Origin of the sequence: Pedobacter gandavensis, assembly GCF_032678465.1 — a bacterium.
Classification (GTDB): domain Bacteria; phylum Bacteroidota; class Bacteroidia; order Sphingobacteriales; family Sphingobacteriaceae; genus Pedobacter; species Pedobacter gandavensis_B.
The window spans coordinates 1-19,527 of sequence record NZ_JAVTSK010000008.1; the positions used below are offsets into that span (position 1 = coordinate 1).

Annotated in this window: 15 protein-coding genes and 1 tRNA gene; 15 read left to right on the top strand and 1 reads right to left on the bottom strand. The window is 39.0% G+C overall.

Annotated features, from left to right (window positions below; genetic code table 11):
• The 4 genes from R2Q94_RS15145 to R2Q94_RS15160 all read left to right on the top strand — a co-directional run.
• Positions 1 to 188, top strand: a 188-nt coding sequence (locus tag R2Q94_RS15145) for a hypothetical protein (RefSeq protein WP_316822314.1), incomplete at its 5' end; no start/stop codon positions are given.
• Between the two features lie 188 nt (positions 189 to 376).
• A tRNA-Phe gene (locus tag R2Q94_RS15150) sits at positions 377 to 449 on the top strand.
• A gap of 143 nt (positions 450 to 592) precedes the next feature.
• A complete protein-coding gene (locus R2Q94_RS15155) occupies positions 593 to 1,630 on the top strand; it encodes a LacI family DNA-binding transcriptional regulator (protein ID WP_316822315.1) in 1,038 nt (345 codons plus the stop codon).
• A gap of 81 nt (positions 1,631 to 1,711) precedes the next feature.
• A complete protein-coding gene (locus R2Q94_RS15160; RefSeq protein WP_316822316.1) occupies positions 1,712 to 2,719 on the top strand; it encodes an LLM class flavin-dependent oxidoreductase in 1,008 nt (335 codons plus the stop codon).
• A gap of 147 nt (positions 2,720 to 2,866) precedes the next feature.
• Here the strand turns inward: R2Q94_RS15160 and R2Q94_RS15165 are convergent, their stop codons facing one another.
• Positions 2,867 to 3,775, bottom strand: a complete 909-nt coding sequence (locus R2Q94_RS15165; RefSeq protein ID WP_316822317.1) for a hypothetical protein — start codon at positions 3,773 to 3,775, stop codon at positions 2,867 to 2,869.
• 363 nt (positions 3,776 to 4,138) lie between these two features.
• Between R2Q94_RS15165 and R2Q94_RS15170 the strand changes: the two genes are divergently transcribed.
• The 11 genes from R2Q94_RS15170 to R2Q94_RS15220 all read left to right on the top strand — a co-directional run bounded on the left by R2Q94_RS15170 (position 4,139) and on the right by R2Q94_RS15220 (position 19,436).
• Positions 4,139 to 4,591 carry a DsrE family protein gene (locus R2Q94_RS15170; protein ID WP_316822318.1) on the top strand — a complete coding sequence of 151 codons (453 nt, stop codon included), beginning with the start codon at positions 4,139 to 4,141 and terminating at the stop codon, positions 4,589 to 4,591.
• Positions 4,592 to 4,630: 39 nt separating this feature from the next.
• Positions 4,631 to 5,068, top strand: coding sequence for a hypothetical protein (locus R2Q94_RS15175; protein ID WP_316822319.1), 438 nt, complete (start codon positions 4,631 to 4,633; stop codon positions 5,066 to 5,068).
• 76 nt (positions 5,069 to 5,144) lie between these two features.
• Entirely contained in the window at positions 5,145 to 6,530 is a 1,386-nt protein-coding gene (locus R2Q94_RS15180; protein ID WP_316822320.1) for a TolC family protein, read from the top strand.
• 6 nt (positions 6,531 to 6,536) lie between these two features.
• Positions 6,537 to 9,710, top strand: coding sequence for an efflux RND transporter permease subunit (locus R2Q94_RS15185; RefSeq protein WP_316822321.1), 3,174 nt, complete (start codon positions 6,537 to 6,539; stop codon positions 9,708 to 9,710).
• 88 nt (positions 9,711 to 9,798) lie between these two features.
• Complete coding sequence (locus R2Q94_RS15190; RefSeq protein WP_316822322.1) at positions 9,799 to 10,941, top strand: efflux RND transporter periplasmic adaptor subunit; 1,143 nt, start codon at positions 9,799 to 9,801, stop codon at positions 10,939 to 10,941.
• Between the two features lie 174 nt (positions 10,942 to 11,115).
• A complete protein-coding gene (locus R2Q94_RS15195; RefSeq protein ID WP_316822323.1) occupies positions 11,116 to 11,700 on the top strand; it encodes an RNA polymerase sigma factor in 585 nt (194 codons plus the stop codon).
• Between the two features lie 176 nt (positions 11,701 to 11,876).
• Entirely contained in the window at positions 11,877 to 12,863 is a 987-nt protein-coding gene (locus tag R2Q94_RS15200) for a FecR family protein (protein ID WP_316822324.1), read from the top strand.
• 134 nt (positions 12,864 to 12,997) lie between these two features.
• On the top strand, positions 12,998 to 16,345 hold the full coding sequence (locus tag R2Q94_RS15205) for a SusC/RagA family TonB-linked outer membrane protein (RefSeq protein ID WP_316822325.1): 3,348 nt from the start codon (positions 12,998 to 13,000) through the stop codon (positions 16,343 to 16,345).
• 82 nt (positions 16,346 to 16,427) lie between these two features.
• Complete coding sequence (locus R2Q94_RS15210) at positions 16,428 to 18,038, top strand: SusD/RagB family nutrient-binding outer membrane lipoprotein (RefSeq protein ID WP_316822326.1); 1,611 nt, start codon at positions 16,428 to 16,430, stop codon at positions 18,036 to 18,038.
• Between the two features lie 402 nt (positions 18,039 to 18,440).
• Positions 18,441 to 18,806, top strand: a complete 366-nt coding sequence (locus R2Q94_RS15215) for a hypothetical protein (RefSeq protein ID WP_316822327.1) — start codon at positions 18,441 to 18,443, stop codon at positions 18,804 to 18,806.
• Between the two features lie 102 nt (positions 18,807 to 18,908).
• Positions 18,909 to 19,436: a ferritin gene (locus R2Q94_RS15220; protein ID WP_316822328.1), complete on the top strand. Its 528-nt coding sequence runs from the start codon at positions 18,909 to 18,911 to the stop codon at positions 19,434 to 19,436.
• The last annotated feature ends 91 nt before the right edge of the window (positions 19,437 to 19,527 follow it).

Below are 19,527 nucleotides of genomic sequence, written 5' to 3' on the forward strand. Positions count from 1 at the left end.
CTAATTCTGTCTCTACTCATACTCAATTTTTAATTAAAGAAATCCGTGGAAGTGTTCGGGAGGAGCGACTCCTTGGGATGGTTTTTTTCAGTTGGAGGAAAGTTGGAGTAGCACAGCCATCTGAAATTCTGAAGTACATAATAGAAAGAGGTACCTTTATGTTGAATCAATGTATTATCAATTATTAAAATTGAAACATTTCTCCATTTTTTTTATAAAAATATTATCAGCTGAACTTCTCTAGCTTGTAGATAGTTAGCCTCATTTCTTTAATTGAACCTGTCGGTTTGTTTAAGTGTTTTCAAAAAAATATTTGGTTTTTCAAAAAAAGACCCTACATTTGCAATCCCAAACAACGGGACAAGATAATAAAAACGGTGCGGTAGCTCAGTCGGTAGAGCAAAGGACTGAAAATCCTTGTGTCGCCGGTTCGATCCCGGCCCACACCACTACAAAAGCTTCAGAGAAATCTGGAGCTTTCTTGTTTTACAGATATTTTTGCGTTAATTTATCCAGGCTTTAGATTTTATCATTCTTTTTCATCCCTTGAAATTCACCAGGATAAAACATCAGGTTTTTTAATAAAATTACAATGAGCAAAAAGGTTTCGATTAAAGACATCGCAAAACTGACCAATACTTCTATTACTACAGTTTCTTTTGTTTTAAATGGTAAAGGACATATTAGTAAACAGATCAGTAAGAAAATTCTAGATACAGCTAAAGAGATTGGATATGAACCTAATCGGATGGCTATAGGCTTGCGTACGGGCATGTCTAAGGTAATTGGACTTGTGGTAGAAAATATTGGCGGGCCTTTTTTTGGCGAAATGAGTAAGGTGATCGAGGCAGAGGCAGAAAAGTCAGGCTACCGGATTATTTACTGTAGTACAGATAATAATGTACAAAAAGGTAAGGATGTAATGCGTATGCTCATGCAACAATCGGTAGACGGATACATTATTACTCCTTTAAAAGGATTGGAGGACGAAGTACAAAAGTTAATTGATCATGGAAAACCCATAGTACTGGTGGATGGATATTTTCCTGAGCTCAATATTCCTCATGTGCTGGTCGATAATTATCATAGTGTCGATAAGGCTGTGACTTGCTTTATTGATGGGGGGTATAGGAACATTGGTTTTGTTACCTCAGATCTTGATTTGATTCAATTACAGGAACGTTTGATGGGGTATCAAGGTACATTAAGGAGGAATGGAATTCAGGAATCAGAAGAAATGGTTCTTAAGGTTCCCTATTTGGTAGATAAGAACGCAGGAATTCAGCAAATAAAGTCCTTTATTAAAGCACATCCAAAAATGGATGCTATCTTGTTTACCACCAATTATCTTGGGGTAATGGGCATCGTTAGTGTAAAAGAATTGGGTTTACGCATTCCTCAGGATCTGGCTTTTATTAGCTTCGATGATACAGAGATTTTTAGTCTTTATCCTCCGGGAATTACGACCATTCAGCAGCCTGTGTACCAAATCGCAAAATATGGAATTGATCTTTTACTTTCTCAAATGAAAGGGGATTTGGCCGGTCATTCGCCCCCAACTAAATTACATATTGCCTCTAACTTGATCGAAAGAGGATCTACACTGGCAAAAGACAGGTATTCATCCTGACTTGTGAATTGAAAGTCATAACACCATAGTTGGCTGATATTGGAAGTAATTTGGTCGTACTTTTGTGTTTATTTATTTCACATGAAGAAAGAACTGACTTCCATCCCATATTCAGTATTGGATTTGGCTACTGTTATAGAGGGGAAAACTCCTGCTGATACTTTTAAGAATAGTTTAGACCTTGCACAACATGCAGAAAACTGGGGTTATCATAGATACTGGTTAGCTGAACATCACAATATGATTAGTGTCGCAAGCTCTGCCACTTCTGTTGTTATCGGACATATTGCCGGTGGAACAAAGAAGATCAGAGTAGGTTCTGGCGGTATTATGCTACCAAACCATTCGCCATTGGTGATTGCCGAACAATTTGGTACACTGGAATCTTTATTCCCTGGAAGAATTGACCTGGGCTTGGGAAGGGCTCCCGGGACAGATCAAATGACTGCAATGGCCATTCGTGGAGAGAGAATGAATGCAGCCAATAGTTTCCCGCAGGATATATTGAAACTTCAAGCCTATTTTTCTGCAGAAAATTGCAACAGTAGTGTTAGGGCTATTCCAGGTGAAGGTTTGGACATTCCAATCTGGATTCTTGGCTCTAGTACTGACAGTGCCCGTTTAGTCGCTGCATTAGGCTTGCCTTATGCTTTTGCGAGTCATTTTGCACCTGCACAGTTCATGACTGCCATTCAGATCTACAGACAAAATTTTAAACCTTCGGCACATTTAAAAACACCTTATGTATTGGCTTGTGTAAATGTGGTAGCTGCGGACACTGATGCCGAAGCGAATAAGATTGCGACTTCCTTATACCAGTTGTTCAGAGGTATTGTAACTGGAAAACGTATGCTTTTACAGCCTCCTGTTGATGATATGGCCGAGGTTTGGACGGAATATGAAGAAGAGCAGGCGGGACAAATGTTAGCTTGTACTTTTACAGGTAATAAAACGACAATTGCGAATGATCTTCAGCAGTTTTTGGACCAGACGCAGGTGGATGAGATTATGGCGACTTCTCATATATTTGACCATCAGGCAAGACTAACTTCTTATAAATTACTTTCGGAAGTATTTAAAGGCATTTAACGTTGTTGTATAATAGTGCTTTACAAAGTCAGATAAAGATGATAATGCATGCTCCAGGGCCGGATTTTTTTATTGTTCCCTTTCAAGGGGGCAATAAAAAATCATGTTTTTTACGTACTTAACTGTATCATGACAATACAAAATATCTTAATCAGTGGTTTTGAAAAAGAACAAGGTATTAACCATTTTGCCAGGTATTTTATATAGCAATAGCGGCTTTCCAGCGAATTCAATTTTTTTTATTTGCGTCGATAGATTTTCATCGGGATAGCTAATTTTAAAATCGACTGTTTCATTGCCGAAGTTTAATTGGTAATAGAATAAAGGTTTCTTTTGAATCCAGCCCAGTAAAGTTCTTTCCTTCGGTTTTAATACCTGATCAGCACCGTTATCAGCAGCACGGTACTCTGAGACTGATTCTGCTGCGTTGTATTTCCCCTCGCAATAGGCGCAGTCCTTAAAAAATAGCTGATAAACTGTTCCAGAATTTTTAAGAAAATAGAAGCTGCCTTTATAATCCTTTCTTTGAAAACTTAATAAAGTATCACCGAATTTTAGCATCTGTTCAAAGCTTTTCATGTCTTTTTCTAAGAAGTTTTCGTCTTTGATCGGTTGATCAGTAATTCGTAATTGTTGAATAGGGCGGTATTGAAAAGTTTGGTGCTCAAAATAGCCCTTACCTGCATAAATATTTTCAAGGTCATCCTGTCCAAATAAACCATCCAGATCGTCTGCTGTAATTTCTTTAGTCAGGCTTAGGCGTTCATCGTAAACCCTTAAATGGTAAGCGTTGCCAGAAGGTTTCTCCAAAGGTTTTAGCAATACAATTAATTTTTTTTTATCCCTGGAAACGTACACCCTGCGGACATCTTCTCCATCCTTATTGAGCTGTTGTAATTGAAGATGGTCATCAGAGGTGTTAAAAGCCGGAAAATATTTTATTTTCTGATGTTTATCGGTCTCTTCTTCATTTCTGCAAGAACTAAGAAAAAGAAGCAGACAGCTACTAAAGAACAGAATTGATGTAATAAGACCATTTAATTGTTTCGTAGACATAGCAGATTCCATTGTTTAAAGTAGAGGAGTCGGTAATAGTTTTCAGTAGGGACTTTCCCTTTGATGATTTCTGTTAATGAAGGTGTAAAATTATTGATCTGGAAAAATGGGAAATTTGATCAATTCCTTCAAAGATTTCAATAGAAAAATTGGTTTTCAGGGCAGGAATTGCTTTAATCAAGTTTAGATTGTATGAAGTTTTTCTGTTGCTTCCAGGGATGGTCAGGTTATTTATTTTTTTGAACATAAACTATTGGTTTCGAATCGAACAGACCAAAGATATAAAATCCCCTTAAGGCTGGATTTTGATCTGCCCTATTAAAAAACATATATTGCGGTTGTAAATCTTTAACCAAATTTAAAATGAAAAATCTCTTTCTGATCCTATTCTTATTTTTAAGTTGTTCATTTTTAACGCCGGTAATGGCTCAAAATACACCGGTTTTTACGGGTGCAAAAGCGACCAAAAAGCATTATAAAGCCTTGTATGTCTTAAATAACGGAGAGGAAAAAAGAATCAATGCTTGTTTACGTAACATAAAAAATGCCTTGGAAGATCCACGTTTGAAAGGTAAATTGGAAGTGGAGCTAATTGTGTTCGGGGATGGGGTCGCTGTTTACAATAAAAACAACAGCTATGAAGCCACGTTAAAGGCTTTACAGGCTAAAGGAGTAGTTTTGGCACAATGTGAAAATACTTTAAGAGAACGAAAAATTGATAAATCTGAGTTGTTCGATTTCATCAGTTTTGTACCTTCTGGTAATGGTGAAATTATCATTCGTGAGGCAGAGGGCTGGGCAATTGTTCACCCATAACTTTTTTTGTGCCCTTAAAAAAGGCTATGTTTGCAGCACATGCATAAATTAATAAAACCAATGACCCATCACAATACCCGCAAAGCAAGGACTTTGCTGCTATTTGTGCTGATGGGCTGTTTTCTACTTTCTGCATGTGCTGTGAGAAAAGGTCTTCAATCTTTTTTTACGGAAGTTAGTCCGGTTAGTCAGACGGCGATGAAACTAAATAAGATTTTATCGTCAAGAGATGTTATGATGACTGGTGCCACTTTTTCTTGCTCGGCAGCATTAATTTCCGAAGATGGAAGCTCCATTTTTGAGCAGAACATGGTTCAGAAGTCGTCATCGGCCCTGATGTTTTTTTTCCTGTTACCAGCCTTCCTATTGTCGGTATTGTCTTTTAAGAATGACAAACTTTCAGTGGTTCCTACAGGTTTGGTTTTTTCCGGGTCTCCGGTCCCACTGTTTATCAAAAACAGGCTTTTGCTGATATAGAATCCCGCTTTTCATCTAGCATGTGTAACCCCTCCTAAGTTACACCAATTACTTATTTCCAAAATTTTAATTATTGATGATGAAGAATCCTCTTTATTTGACGGGTATCCTACTGGTGCTATCTGGTATCCCGGGATATTCTCAAACGCATAAAGAACTTTCTCTTTCCCATTTATGGGAATTGACAGCGGAACAATACCCATTGCTAGCTGAAAAGCAGGCGAAGATTGGGGAATCCGAATATCGGAAAAGGGAATTGCAAAATATGGCAATTCCACAGGTTCAATTACAATTACAAAACTCCTTTGGAACCTTTGAGGGGACAAATGGTGCTTTTTTTCCAGTTCCTGGCATTTTTAATGTGAGTGGAAAAGGAGCGAGTGATCCGACCGGTTTGGGTACAACTATGAACAGTTTTGGCTCAATACTGATGGATTGGAAGGTATCGCAGTTTGGTAAGCAGCAGAAAATGATTGCTGCTGCCGGATTTGAAGTACAGGAAGCAAGGAGTAATTATGAAGCTTCCAAATTGTCGCTTTTAGCAAATGCGACCAGTCGTTATCTGGACCTGCTGTATACTGGTTCCGGTCGAAAATGGGCAGATAAAAATACGAAACGTGTAAAGGAAATTTTGGAATTGTCAGTAAGTCTTGCGGAGGCTGGACTAAAGCCAGGAGCGGATACCGCCCTGGCAGCGGCGACTTATTTACAAGCTCAGGCCGAGCTGGAAGATTGGAATGGAAAGTACCAGGCCGGACAAATTAAACTCAAAGAATTGGCGCCAGCATTGGTTGCTGATCAGGTTTTACCTTTGAAAAAGTACATGAATACGTGCTTTACCGTGGAAAAATTAGATGCTGTCGGTGTTTTGCATCCTTTTCTGCAAATCCTGGACAAGCAGTTGATGGTTCAGCAATTACAAAGAGAGGTGATAGGAAAGAAACAGTTGCCTTCCATTTCGTTATTGGCAGGATTCTCCGCCAGAGGCACTGGAATTAATGCGGATGGAACGGTACAAAATAACTATTCCTCAGGTTATAATAATGGCGCACAAAATTATCTTGTAGGCCTGGGGCTAAGCTGGAACTTGAGTAATCTCTATACCGGTTCTCTGGAGAAGAAGCGTGCTCAAAAGCAAGTAGATGCTGCAAAATCGCGATATCAATTACAAAAGCTTCAAATGAACACCAATTTACAGGCAGTGACTTCCCGTATTCAGGCACAAATCAGGCAGGTGGAGAAAACTGAAGAGGCAGTTCTTAAAACGATAAATGCATATGAACTGTATTTGTCAAGGTATGAAGCAGGCTTAATCAACCTGACGGATCTATTGCAGATTCAATCGCTCTTACAGCAGGTAGAGAAAAGCAATATTGAAGTTCATCAGGCCCTGTGGACTCAGCTCAATACAAAAGCGGAGTTGAGCGGTGATTACAGTTTTCTGTTCCATCAATTTAAATAAGATAATATGAATATGATCAGGTTTGCGTTAAAAAAACCTTTAACAATAATGGTTGCCGTATTGGCGATCGCCTATTTTTCATTTACAGCCATTAAGAATATCAATGTAGATATCTTTCCAAAGGTGGAGTTACCTGTAATTTACATCGCCATGCCTTATGGGGGATTAACCCCGGCTTATATGGACGGCTTTATGGCCAATGAGTTTCAAAAGGTCCTGATCTTTGTCTCAGGAGTAAAGGGAATCGATTTTAAAAGTGTGCAGGGATTTACCCTGATGAAACTAACCTTTTATTCTGGTACAGATATGGCCCAGGCATCGGGAGAGCTTGCTGCTCAGGTAGCTCGAGCCATGGGATTTCTTCCTCCAGGTGCGGTGCCTCCTCAGGTCGTTCGTTTTGATGGCAGTTCATTACCGATCGGACAATTAGTGTTTGAAAGTTCTCAGCGCTCTATTACTGAACTACAGACCTTGGCTTTAACTAAAATCAGACCAATGTTTGTAACCATTCCAGGAGTAACGGCCCCAGCTCCTTTCGGCGGAAATGCCCGTACAATGGTAGTCAAAGTTAATCCGGAACTCATGCTTTCCTATGGTTTATCTGCAGAAGAGGTGACTATGGCCATTGCCAGGAATAACTTTCCTGCTCCTGCCGGAAATATTAGAATCGGAGATCAGAACCTGATGAGCCCTTCTAATACTATGGCTATAGGACCCGAAGAGTTCCTGAATATCCCAATTAGAACAGGTTCTGGAACCAATGTATTTGTAAAAGATATTGGTTCTGTTGAAGATGCAGCAGATGTGACCACAGGCTATGCGGTGATCAATGGAAAGCGCTCTGTTTATCTTCCTGTTATCAAAAAAGCAGATGCTTCCACACTTAAAGTAGTAGAAAATTTAAAAGCTTCTATTCCGAATTTGAAAGCAGCTTTACCGGAAGATGTAAGCGTAAATTATGTATTTGACCAGAGTGGTTATATCGAACGTTCATTAGAAAATTTGATCCATGAAGGAGTTCTAGGGGCAATTTTAACCGGATTAATGGTGTTTCTTTTTCTTGGAGATTCCAGAGGTGCTTTAATTGTTGTATTGACAATTCCTATTGCCATACTTTCTGCAGTAATTATGCTGTATATGTTTGGGCAAACTATCAATGTCATGACACTCAGTGGACTGGCGCTTGCTATTGGAATTCTTGTGGATGAGGCGACCGTAACCATTGAGAATATACACCAGCATTTTGAAATGGAAAAACCCAAGCAGAGAGCTATTCTTGACGCTCTACTGGAAATTTCCATTCCTAAAATTCTCATACTTCTCTGTATTCTGGCGGTTTTGATTCCTTCTTTTATGATGACAGGGATTCCAAAGGATATGTTTATGCCATTGTCACTAGCAGTTGCTTTTGCGATGATTGCTTCGTTTATAGCTTCACAAACTTTCGTACCTATTCTGGCAAACTGGTTGATGAAGCCGGAGCTATTTCAACACCATAAGATCAGTCTCCATAAGAAGAAGACAAGATTTGAGAAATTTAAGCGACGTTACCTGATACTGATTAGAGCAGGTCAGCAAAGGATGGTTGTGGTAATTGGTGTTTATGCAGTACTGGTATTGATTATGATTGGAATATCAGGAAAAAGGATTGGTACCGACATCATGCCGGCGAGTAATAGCGGCGATCTTCAGATTCGTATGTTGGCTCCGGAAGGTAGCAGATTGGAAATTACAGAAGATTACCTTGCTAAGTTAACGAGGGTGATCAAGGCACAAATGCCGGATTCTGCGGTAAAAATCAGTTCTGCTTTTGTGGGTTTACAACCTTCGGCTACAGCCATTAATCCAATATTCCTTTTCACCAGTGCTTCCCATGAAGCGGTATTGCAATTGTCGATTGATCAAAAAATCTATAAAAAGGAAATTGTAGGATTGAAGGACCAGATTCGACGGGAAGTAAAAAAGCAATTCCCGGAACTGCAGATTAGTTTCGAGCCGATGGAGCTGGTGGAGAAAATTATGAGTCAGGGAGCGATGAACCCAGTACAGATTAAAGTGGCTGCCGGACAAGTAAAAGGGGCGGAGAAATATGCACTAAAGATTGAAAAAGAATTGAAAACTATTCCTTTTCTGAGAGATGTAAGGATTGCAGAACCACTCAATTATCCAAGTGCGCAGGTGAATGTAAACAGGGAGTTGGCAGCACAATTTGGTTTAAGTATGGATGATGTGAGTAAAGCTTTAACCATGGCTACTTCTTCCACCAGGTTTACAAATAAAAACCTTTGGATAGACCCAAAATCGGGATTGGTGTTCCAGGTACAGGTTCAGGTGCCAGAGCCTGACATGGAGTCTTTGGATAGGTTACGCTCATTACCACTGAAATCAGGGCATTCGCGTCCGGTGCTGGAAGATGTAGCCACATTGGAAATGGTCAAACTACCAGCGCAAGTAAATCGTCAGGGGCCAAACAGGTATGTGACGGTCTTGGCAAATTTGCATCATACTGATTTAGGAGCAGCTTCCAAAGCAGTAGCGCAGGTTTTAAATAAGATTGGAGAAGCACCTAGGGGAGTAGTTGTGAGTTCTGAAGGGTTAATGCCTTTATTGGAGGAAACCTTAACTGGTTTACAAACCGGGTTGGCCGTTGCGATTGTGGTGATTTTTCTGATGTTAACAGCTTATTATCAGTCTTTTGCTTTGTCTGGGTTGATTCTGACAGTAGTTCCTGCGGTGATTGGTGGTAGTTTACTGATGTTATTGGTTTCTGGGAGCACGCTTAATCTGCAATCTTATATGGGGATTATTATGTCTGTGGGGGTATCGGTATCCAATGCTGTGTTGATGATCAATCAGGCAGAAGTGAACCGACTTAAGCTGGGGATGACTGCCAAACAGGCTGCATTATTGGCTGCCTCTTCCCGTTTACGGCCAATCATAATGACTACGATGGCGATGATTGCCGGAATGGTACCAATGGCCATTGGTATGGGAGAGGGTGGAGAACAAATTGCGCCATTAGGACAGGCCGTGATTGGTGGTCTGATCTTATCTACACTTACGGCATTGCTGGTTTTACCACAGCTTTTTGTATGGGTAATGAAAAATAAAAACACCGATAGTCTCAGCCTAGATCCGGATGATCCAATGAATAAAAATGTATTAAATACTTGTATATAATCCTTAAAAATAAAATGATCCTAAGTATATCTTGACAATTGATGCGCATAGGAAAGTTTTATAAATATTGAAAAATAAACATAATCCAATGAAAAGTATTTTGTTGAAAAATTATAAATATGCCTTGTTACTATTCATTCCGATGGTGATGGCAGGATGTGCTTCCGAAGAGTCGGAAAGCAAAGAAAAGACTGCTGCAGGCGGTGTAACTGATAAAATTGCCAGGACAAAAGATGGGACTGATGCTGGAAACCTAGTAAAAGGATCAGAGTTTGTCAACCCTATTCTGGATCAACCTGTTTATCAGCTTTCACTACCTGGAGAATTGAAGCCTTATGAAGAAGTACTGGTGTATCCAAAAGTTAAAGGATTTGTGAAGAAAATCTATGTAGACAGAGGAACTAAAGTAAAAAAGGGAGAACTAATAGCGGTGTTGGAAGCTCCGGAAATTGCCCAGCGTTATCAGTCTGCAAAGTCCGATGAACGAAAATCCTACGAAGATTATTTATACAGTAGGCAAAGTTACGAACGCTTAAAAAAGGCTGCAGGTAAATCTGGTGCCGTGGCAGCTATTGAATTAGATAAGGCCTGGAGTAAATTGAGAAGCGACAGTGCGGCTTATGCAGCAATCAGGTCTAATACGCGGGTATCTGATCAATTGCAACAATATTTGACACTCAGAGCCCCTTTTGATGGTACAGTTATGGAAAAAAATGTTTCTGTGGGTGCCTTGGTAGGAGAGAACAGCACGACTCCTTTATTTTCAATTGTTCAAAATAATCGTTTGAGGTTGACAGTCGCTATTCCAGAGAAACACAGTCGGGCGATTTCAAAAGATACCAAGGTTTCTTTTACCGTGAGCGCTTTACCAGGTAAGGTATTTTATGCTTCATTATCTAGAAATGCTGCTTTTTTACAACAAAAACTGAGATCTGTAACCGCAGAATTTGATGTATTCAATCAAGATGGGCAGTTAGGGGGTGGCGAATATGCTCAGGTCAATCTGGATATGCGCAGGCCGGAAGCGACATTTTGGTTGCCAGCATCAGCAGTGGTCCAAGCACAATCAGGAGTATTTATCGTTAAAGTTGCAGATGGGCTAATTAAGCGTATTCCAGTGGCCATTGGGACGCGTAAGGGCCCATTAATGGAAGTTTTCGGTGACTTAGGTGTTAACGATCAGGTTTTTAAAAAAGGGACTGAAGAGCTGAAGGAAGGAGGAAAACTATAATAATTTCATTAAATCGCGGTGGAAATCCGCGATTTAATTGATTGAAGATAAAAAATGAATACGTTAGCTGTAAATTATTATACACATCACAAATTATTTATTTTTTGAATACACTTTTTGTTATTTTTATGCTAGATTCGTTTTTGAACGACTAACCAAATTACTAACCAAACTGTGAACGCTAACCACGTAACTCTGGACGATGGACTTATGTTGCGCCTTAGAAAAGGTGATGAGCAGGCATTTACTGAAATTTACAATCGGTATTGGGATAAACTCTATTACATAGCACATAAGCTTTTAAAAGACCAGGAAGCGGCTGAAGGAATTGTTCAGGATGTTTTTCTGATGATCTGGAAAAAAAGAGAAGGTTTAAATATGGTATGTATTCCATCTTACCTTGCCGCAATGACCCGTTACGCGGTTTTTCGTCATCTTTCTAAAGAAAAGCGGTCGAAGCAAGAAGAAAATATTGTAGGCCTTTTAACAGCGAACGCAACTTCTGAAATTGATATCGACCATAAGATACTTTTAGAAATCATCACGGACTTGTCGAATAAGTTACCTGAAAAATGCCGCCTTGTATTTCAATACAATAAATTGCAGGATCAGTCTCTTGCCGAAGTTGCTGCTCAGTTGAATATTTCTCAAAAAACAGCAGAAGCTCACCTCACTAAAGCCCTTCGTATTATTCGCTCGAATGTTGGCGATGTACTTCATTTCCTTATCATTTTGTACACAATGACATTGTTCTCATAGGACCATCTTATATTCTTCAGGTAATACTTTTTACTGTGCTTATCATCATCTAAATGAGCTTGGTATGTTTTGTCCGTACACGAATAGCTTCGCTTTCCGAAAATTTATTTTTTTTTGACTAAGGGTGTTTTGTTTCCAGCAGACTCTATAGAGTAAATAAGGGTTATTAAATTCAGATGAATAGAAACGAACTGAAACGATTGGCACAAAAATATCTCGCTGGAGAAGCTAGTGCTGAGGAAAAAGCACAGCTTAATCAATGGTATGATGCCGTTGATCAGGGATGGCTGGAAAAAGTAGATACTAAAATGCCGGAGAGCGAAGAAGAAGTGAAAGAACGAATTTTTGAAAATCTGAAAAGTAAAGGATTCTTAAATACAATGCCAATAGAAGAGGCTCCACATAAGAAACGTCATTTCAGTAGAAGTTTGATGTTTAGAATAACTTCAGCTGCTGCGGTTCTGGCACTGGTGTTTTTTGGCTGGCAGTTTGCCATTGATAAGTTTGACCTGGCCAATGGAAAAATGGTGAATGTTCCAGGGAATAAAATTATGGAGCTTCTATTGCCGGATGGTTCTAAAGTATGGTTAAGCTCCGGATCTGTATTTAAGTATCCTAAACAGTTTAATAAAGCGAACCGTACAGTTGAACTGATTGATGGTCGTGCTTTTTTTGAAGTAAAACATCAAAAAAGTCAGCCGTTTATTGTAAAAACAAACAGTTTGAATGTCGTGGTTTTAGGGACATCATTTGATGTACGGGCTTATAAAAAAGAAGGGAGTACTAAAGTAAGTGTGGTTACCGGGAAGGTAGGTATCACTATGAAAGGTCCTCAGGAAAAAGAGACCGTTATGCTACTCCCTAAGCAACAAGTAGTATTGAGCGATATTCAAAACCACCTCATCAAAGCCAAAGCCCCAGAGATCGCTGTAAATGATTGGTGCAACAGTAAACTTGTTTTTGAGCAGGAAACATTGGGTAATGTATTCCGTGTTTTAGAGAAAAAATATAAAGTCAAAATAGTTGCTGAAGACCCATCTCTTTATGAGGAAAGAATATCTATTACCCTGGGAGATCAACACTTATCAGAAATCATGTATATACTAGGATTCACCAAACATTTCAAATATCATATTGCCAATGATCGGATAACCATTAATTAAGATATTCCTGCTTAGTAGCTAAGAAAGGAAAAACCGGGAGCATGATTGTGCTCCCGGAATAAGGTAGCCACTGTATACATGCTTGAGACCCATAGACAGTAGGCTGTAGTCTAAAAAATTAAACCAAAACAAATATGATAAATTTTTACGGCAAAGTGTTGCCTATACTCCGAAAATGCATGCGCATTTCTACAATTATTATTGGCATACAGGTGTGTTTTTCCACACTATTAATGGCTAACTCTACAAAAGCGCAGGAAATGAGCTTTAAAGTGGTAAAAGCAAGTGTTAAACAAATCTTTAAAAAGATTGAACAGCAGGCAAATGTAACCTTTGTATATGACGAAGAAGTCCTAGGTAGCCTACCAAATCTTACCCTTAATTTTAAGAATGAACAATTGGCTGCTGTTTTAGCGAAACTTCGTGAAAAAACTCAGTTGGAATTCCGTTTGGTTGGAAATTATGTGGGAGTTGCAGAGAGTTTTGCAAGTATGCCAAACCTGAGCATGTCTACGGCTGCCAACAACAATCGAATTAAGATTAATGGGGTGGTGAGAGATGCGACAGGTCAGCCTTTAGTTGGTGTAAGTGTTTTATTGAAAGGAACACAAACCGGTGCAAGTACCAATTCAAGTGGCCAGTTTGTGATCGATGCAAATATAGGTGATGTCTTAGTAGTGAGTTACTTAGGTTATATGACTAAGCAAGTAACGATTACAAACCCTTCTTCCTTAAACATACTTCTGGATGAAGATTCAAAATCACTGAGTGAGGTAGTGGTTACTGCACTGGGGATTAAAAAAGAAAAAAGAGCCATTGGTTATGCCGTAACTGAGGTAAAGGGAGATGAATTAACTCAGGCAAGAGAAAATAACGTGATCAACTCATTGGTTGGTAAAGTTGCCGGATTAAACGTAAATTCTATAGCAGGTGGTGTTGGTGCCTCTTCTAATGTGATTATCCGTGGGGTATCGAGTATTTCTCAAACCAATCAGCCTTTATATGTAGTGAATGGTATTCCCATGGAAAATAAGCCAAACAGTGCACCAGGTAACCAATATGATAACGTTCCTGATTTAGGAGATGCAATCGGAAACCTGAACCCGGATGATATTGAAAACATCTCTGTGCTGAAAGGTGCTGCTGCTTCGGCGCTTTATGGTTCAAGAGGTAAAGCTGGGGTTATTCTGATTACCACAAAAAGTGGTAAAGGAAACTCTATTGAATTCAACTCTAATTATGTATTAGAAACAGTCATTGACCAAACAGACTGGCAGTATGTTTATGGAAATGGTCCTGATGGTAAAAAACCGACCACTGCTGCAGAAGCTTTTCAGGCTGGACAATCAAGTTGGGGTGCTAAGCTAGATGGGAGTAGTGTCATTCAGTTTGATGGCGTTTCGCGACCTTATGTTGCACAAAAAAATAACATTAATAATTTTTACAGAACAGGATCAACAGCGACCAATACCCTGGCCTTTAATAAAAGCTTTGAAGGTGGATCGATTCGTTTTTCGGCCAGTGATCTGACCAATAGAGCGATTACACCAGGATCAGGTTTAAATAGACAATCTTTTAATCTAAACGGGAATTATAATATCACTAAACACCTGACAATAGATGCAAGAGCAAATTATATCCTTGAACAAGCTAAAAACCGCCCATTCTTAAGTGATGGAGCCGGTAATGCGAGTTACAATGTGACCTTATTGCCAACTAGTTTAGATGTACGAACTTTAAAAAGAGCAGTGAATGACAATGGAACTGAGTTTGCCTATGCAGCGAATGCATTTGCAACTAACCCATATTTTGCGGCAGAAAAATTCATCAACAATACAAAAAGAGAACGTTTATTGTCTTCTGTGAGCCTTCGATACAACTTTGAGAATGGTGCTTTCCTTCAGGGACGTGCGGGTCGTGATGCCTATACAGACCGTTATACTTCAGTAGTACCTACTGGAACTGCTTATCGACCAAATGGATCCATCCAAGAGTCTACAACTAAATTTTCAGATATCAACGTGGATGTATTAACAGGTAAATCTTTTGAGATTGATGATTTTACCATTACTCCCAATATTGGTGGTAGCTACAGAAGAACAAAATCGGAGCAATTTATTTTGAATGGAAATGATTTCATTATCCCTTTTAAATATGTGATTAATAACGCCAAAATAAATTTAGCCCCAACTTACAGACCTAGTGAATCTGAGGTTGCCTCTATTTATGCAACATTAGATTTGAGTTATAAAAACTTCCTTTATTTAAGCGGATCAATACGTAACGACTGGTTCTCTACTCTGGCTACACCAGGTAAAGACAATGCTTTAAATGCACTTTATCCTTCAGTAAACGGTTCATTTGTATTTTCTGAATTTGTAAAGAATGATTGGTTAAGTTTTGGTAAGCTTCGCGTTGGTTTTGCTCAGGTAGGCCAGGCAACAGATCCATATCAGACCCAATTGGCTTATAGTTTTAACAATGCAACATTGAATGGACGTCCTTTAGGTTTGATTTCTAATCTTTATGTTCCGAATGAAAGTTTAAAGGCCTCTATTGCTTCTGAATTTGAGATTGGTACAGATGTTAGAATGTTTAACAATCGCTTAAATATAGACTTTACCTGGTACACGAAAACATCTAAAGATGAAATCGTACAAGCTCCTGCTTCATTAACATCAGGTTATGGAGGAGCAATTTTGAACATTGGAGAATTAAGAAATAGAGGTATTGAGGCTTTAATCAGTGGTATTCCTGTACAAACAAAGAACTTCCGCTGGACTACTACTGTTAATGGATCGATCAACGACAACGAAGTTGTTTCTTTGGCGCCAGGACAGTTGACTCTACCTGGTGCAACTTCCCGTACAGGTAGTGCATTTACACAGCAAATTGTTGGAAAACCTTTTGGTCAGATTATGGCTTTTGATTATAAACGTGATGCCAATGGTAATGTAGTTTTAGGCAGTAACGGTATCCCTGCAAGAGGGGAACTGAAAGCTTATGGCAGCGCCTATGCCAAATATGTGGGTGGCTGGAATAACGAATTTACTTATAAAGCATTCAATTTCTCCTTCATGATTGACGGTAAATTTGGAGGGAAAATCTATTCAGCAACAGATTCTTATGCTTATACATTAGGACTACATAAAGGAACTTTACCAAATCGTGAGGCAATGGGTGACGTTGCGGATACCTACTATACCACTCTGGCGGATAATGTATCAAGTCTTTTTGTTCAAAGTGCGGACTTTATCAAATTCCGTCAGGTGATGTTAGGTTATACTTTTCCTGGAAAAATGTTCAACAACGTAGTTAAGGGGGCAACATTGAGTTTTGTTGGCCGTAACTTATTTTACATCAGCAAAAAAACGGACAATATAGATCCTGAATCTGATTATACCAATAATGCGAAAGGATTAGAATTAGGAGGTGTACCAGCAAGTAGAACTTATGGTTTTAACCTGAGTGTGAAATTCTAAAATTAGCTTACAAATAACAAAATTCTATATGGAACCTAACCCAATTGGCCAGGTTTCATGAACGATATAAAAAAAGATTCTGATGAAAAAGATATTTAAATATAGCACCGTGGCAGTTATCTGCCTAGTGTTTGCCTCAAGTTGCAGAAAAGATTACAACGAAATCAATACTGATCCCTCTACTTATAACCCTAAAGATTTTAACCCTAACTTTGTATTGACCAGCACGCAGCTTGGCTATTCAGGGAGTGTGGATCTTGGCTATGATACTTGGAGAGCTAACCTGATTTATTGCTCCACCATGATGCAAGGATTGTCTTCTGTGATCAATTATTGGGCTGGAGATAAATACAATTTAAATCCTGGCTACACGGCTGCTTATTGGGGCTTTTCCGCAAATACCATTACCAGCGGAGATGGTGCTTACCCGGAGCAGGTGAGGTTGGTGGTTGATTTACTCGCTAATACCAAAGGAAAACCTCAGTATAAAAACTTATATCAGATTTCTAGAATCATGAGGGCCTTAATCTTTCAACGTATCACCGATCTTTATGGTGATGTTCCTTATTCTCAAGCTGGATTAGGCTTTTTGGAAAAGAACTACACTCCGGTTTATGATAAGCAAAAGGACATTTATATGGACATGCTGAAAGAGGTAACGGAAGCGGTAGCTGCATTAGATCCGGCAGGGGATAAGCCAACATCAGATGTATTCTACAGTGGTGATCCTGAGAAATGGAAACGCTTTGGCAATACCTTAATCCTGAGAATGGCCATGCGTTTAAGTAAAGTAGATCCTGCGACAGCACAAACCTATGTAACGCAGGTAATTGGAAAAACCATGCTGAATAATGATGACAACGCATTCATCATGGGAGATTTAAGTGGAGGAAGAACCACAATGAATAGAAATAGCCAGGTCTTGGCAGGTGATGGTGGGCAAGAACAATTCTATATCAAATGGTCAAAAACATTTATAGATTATTTAAAGTCAAATAATGATCCACGTTTAGGAGCAATTGCAACAACGAATTTATTTGTAAGCAAGGAATCAAAGGACCAAAATCCAGCTGCAGATGCAAATCCTGCGGTGCAAAAAGGGATGCCTAATGGTAAGGATCAAAGTACGACTGCTGGTTTAGGTATCACTCTGGATCCTTCTTTTACCACTTTTACTGCTTATTCTTCGCCAAGTCCGGCATTGATCAAGAAAAACGGTCCGACATTCGTATTGACCTATGCAGAATCAGAATTGCTATTAGCAGATGCGGCACAACGGTTTGGAATTGGAGGAAGTGCTGCAGACCATTATCGAAAAGGACTAGTGGCAGGGATTACTTACCTGAAACAATATGATGGGGCAGCAGCAATCACCGAAACTGTAGCGAGTGCTTATGCAGATGCAAATCCTTATAATGCCGCAATTGGTTTACAGCAGATCAATACTCAATATTGGGTGTTGAATAACACAAAGCTTGATTTTTATGAGTCCTGGGCAAACTGGAGAAGAACTGGATTTCCGGTGTTGACGCCGGTAGTTTATCCTGGTAATGCCACAAATGGGACGATTCCTAGACGTTTCCCTTACCCGGTAACTGAAGCGGCTTCCAACACTGTAAATTACAATGCTGCGGTATCTGCGATTCCTGGAGGTGATTTATTGACTTCCAGAGTATGGTGGGATAAACCATAATATTTGATCATAATGATCACGCTCTTGAATGAAATCCCTGCTTCGGCGGGGATTTTTTCGTTTAGAAATGCCCTAAAAAGGAAAACGGGAGCAAGTCCTCCGACTTACCCCCGTTTAAATTAACGCTCTCAGGTACAAATGTAGAAATAATTCTAATTATAGAAAACTGGATTTTAAATTATTGAATTGAGATTACAATTTGAAGACGAGAGAGATAGCGATTCAATTAGGATTTGAGAGGGAGTTCAGGGCTTAATACTTAAAAAAGAGGGCTTTGACAAATGCGCTGAACTTTAGGACAATTGGGTAGATTTTTTTGAATCGGGAGTTTTATTTTTTTTAATATTCATTTGGATTAAATCTAAATAATAGCAACCTTTGTATATCAACACGGTTCAATACATGCAGAAGACAGCTATCGCATCTCCAATCCATTTTGAAGAAGTATTTAGTACAACTAAAGGTTCCATCTATCAATCAGACAGTGAATACTGCTGGTATGTAGATTTTGCCGGAAAACTTGCCCGTTTTGATTACCGTAATCTTTTAAAATTACAAAAGGCAGTTTACGCGATTGACATTGAGCATATTCTGTTGACCAGCGATAAATCTGCAGATGTGGAAATTATCTTCATTTGTGCTTGCGACCATTGTTATGTACTGTCCTTAATCGAAATTATTGCTTTAAAGGAACTTTTACAAGGAGCATTCGTGATGCTGGAACTAAACCACATCATTCAAGACCGTCTTTTTAGGCTACCTGCCTGATCTAATTAGAATTAGAATCTTTCCATATTGCCTTTAAATGCAGTATTGTCCATATTTAGCCTTATTTTTGTTATCAACAATAGGAATTAAATCTACAATATTATGAAAGATATCATGCGCGTAAAAAGTTCTATCTCTACAGATGTGGAGGCACTTTTAAACCAACAGATTAAAAAAGAAGCTCTTTCCTCTTCAATCTATCTTTCTATGGCATCATGGTGTGCCCGCAATGGATATGACAATTCAGCGGATTATTTCTTTAAACAAGCTGAAGAAGAAAGAATGCACCAGCTTAAATTTTACAAGTACGTTCTTGATATGGGTGGCATGGCAGTTTCACCTGAAGTAACCAATATCAAGTTAGAATATAACTCTTTCCGTGAAGTGTTTGAAGAAGCATTAGAGCAGGAAATTAGCGTAACGCAATCGATTAAAAACATTGCCGCACGTTGCCATAAAGAACATGATTATGTGACCTTAGAGTTCTTAAACTGGTTCTTCAAAGAACAACGTGAAGAAGAATTTAAAGCAAGACGTGCTGTAGAATTATTTGATGTAATAGGCGAAGAAGGTACAGGAAGATGGCAGATCGACAAAAACGTTGGTCAGATCGTTTATACAGAAGGATAATCAGAAAAGATTAGCTTAAAATAAATTAATAAAGCACATGCGGATGTTAAAACATCGCATGTGCTTTTTTTGTTATCAGATAAAACCAAGG

What these genes read in the sequence shown, in the direction of transcription:
- R2Q94_RS15155 (WP_316822315.1), top strand. Translation starts at nt 593, where the DNA reads ATGAGCAAAAAGGTTTCGATTAAAGACATCGCAAAACTGACCAATACT.
- R2Q94_RS15160 (WP_316822316.1), top strand. Translation starts at nt 1,712, where the DNA reads ATGAAGAAAGAACTGACTTCCATCCCATATTCAGTATTGGATTTGGCT.
- R2Q94_RS15165 (WP_316822317.1), bottom strand. Translation starts at nt 3,775, where the DNA reads ATGTCTACGAAACAATTAAATGGTCTTATTACATCAATTCTGTTCTTT.
- R2Q94_RS15170 (WP_316822318.1), top strand. Translation starts at nt 4,139, where the DNA reads ATGAAAAATCTCTTTCTGATCCTATTCTTATTTTTAAGTTGTTCATTT.
- R2Q94_RS15175 (WP_316822319.1), top strand. Translation starts at nt 4,631, where the DNA reads ATGCATAAATTAATAAAACCAATGACCCATCACAATACCCGCAAAGCA.
- R2Q94_RS15180 (WP_316822320.1), top strand. Translation starts at nt 5,145, where the DNA reads ATGATGAAGAATCCTCTTTATTTGACGGGTATCCTACTGGTGCTATCT.
- R2Q94_RS15185 (WP_316822321.1), top strand. Translation starts at nt 6,537, where the DNA reads ATGAATATGATCAGGTTTGCGTTAAAAAAACCTTTAACAATAATGGTT.
- R2Q94_RS15190 (WP_316822322.1), top strand. Translation starts at nt 9,799, where the DNA reads ATGAAAAGTATTTTGTTGAAAAATTATAAATATGCCTTGTTACTATTC.
- R2Q94_RS15200 (WP_316822324.1), top strand. Translation starts at nt 11,877, where the DNA reads ATGAATAGAAACGAACTGAAACGATTGGCACAAAAATATCTCGCTGGA.
- R2Q94_RS15205 (WP_316822325.1), top strand. Translation starts at nt 12,998, where the DNA reads ATGATAAATTTTTACGGCAAAGTGTTGCCTATACTCCGAAAATGCATG.
- R2Q94_RS15210 (WP_316822326.1), top strand. Translation starts at nt 16,428, where the DNA reads ATGAAAAAGATATTTAAATATAGCACCGTGGCAGTTATCTGCCTAGTG.
- R2Q94_RS15215 (WP_316822327.1), top strand. Translation starts at nt 18,441, where the DNA reads ATGCAGAAGACAGCTATCGCATCTCCAATCCATTTTGAAGAAGTATTT.
- R2Q94_RS15220 (WP_316822328.1), top strand. Translation starts at nt 18,909, where the DNA reads ATGAAAGATATCATGCGCGTAAAAAGTTCTATCTCTACAGATGTGGAG.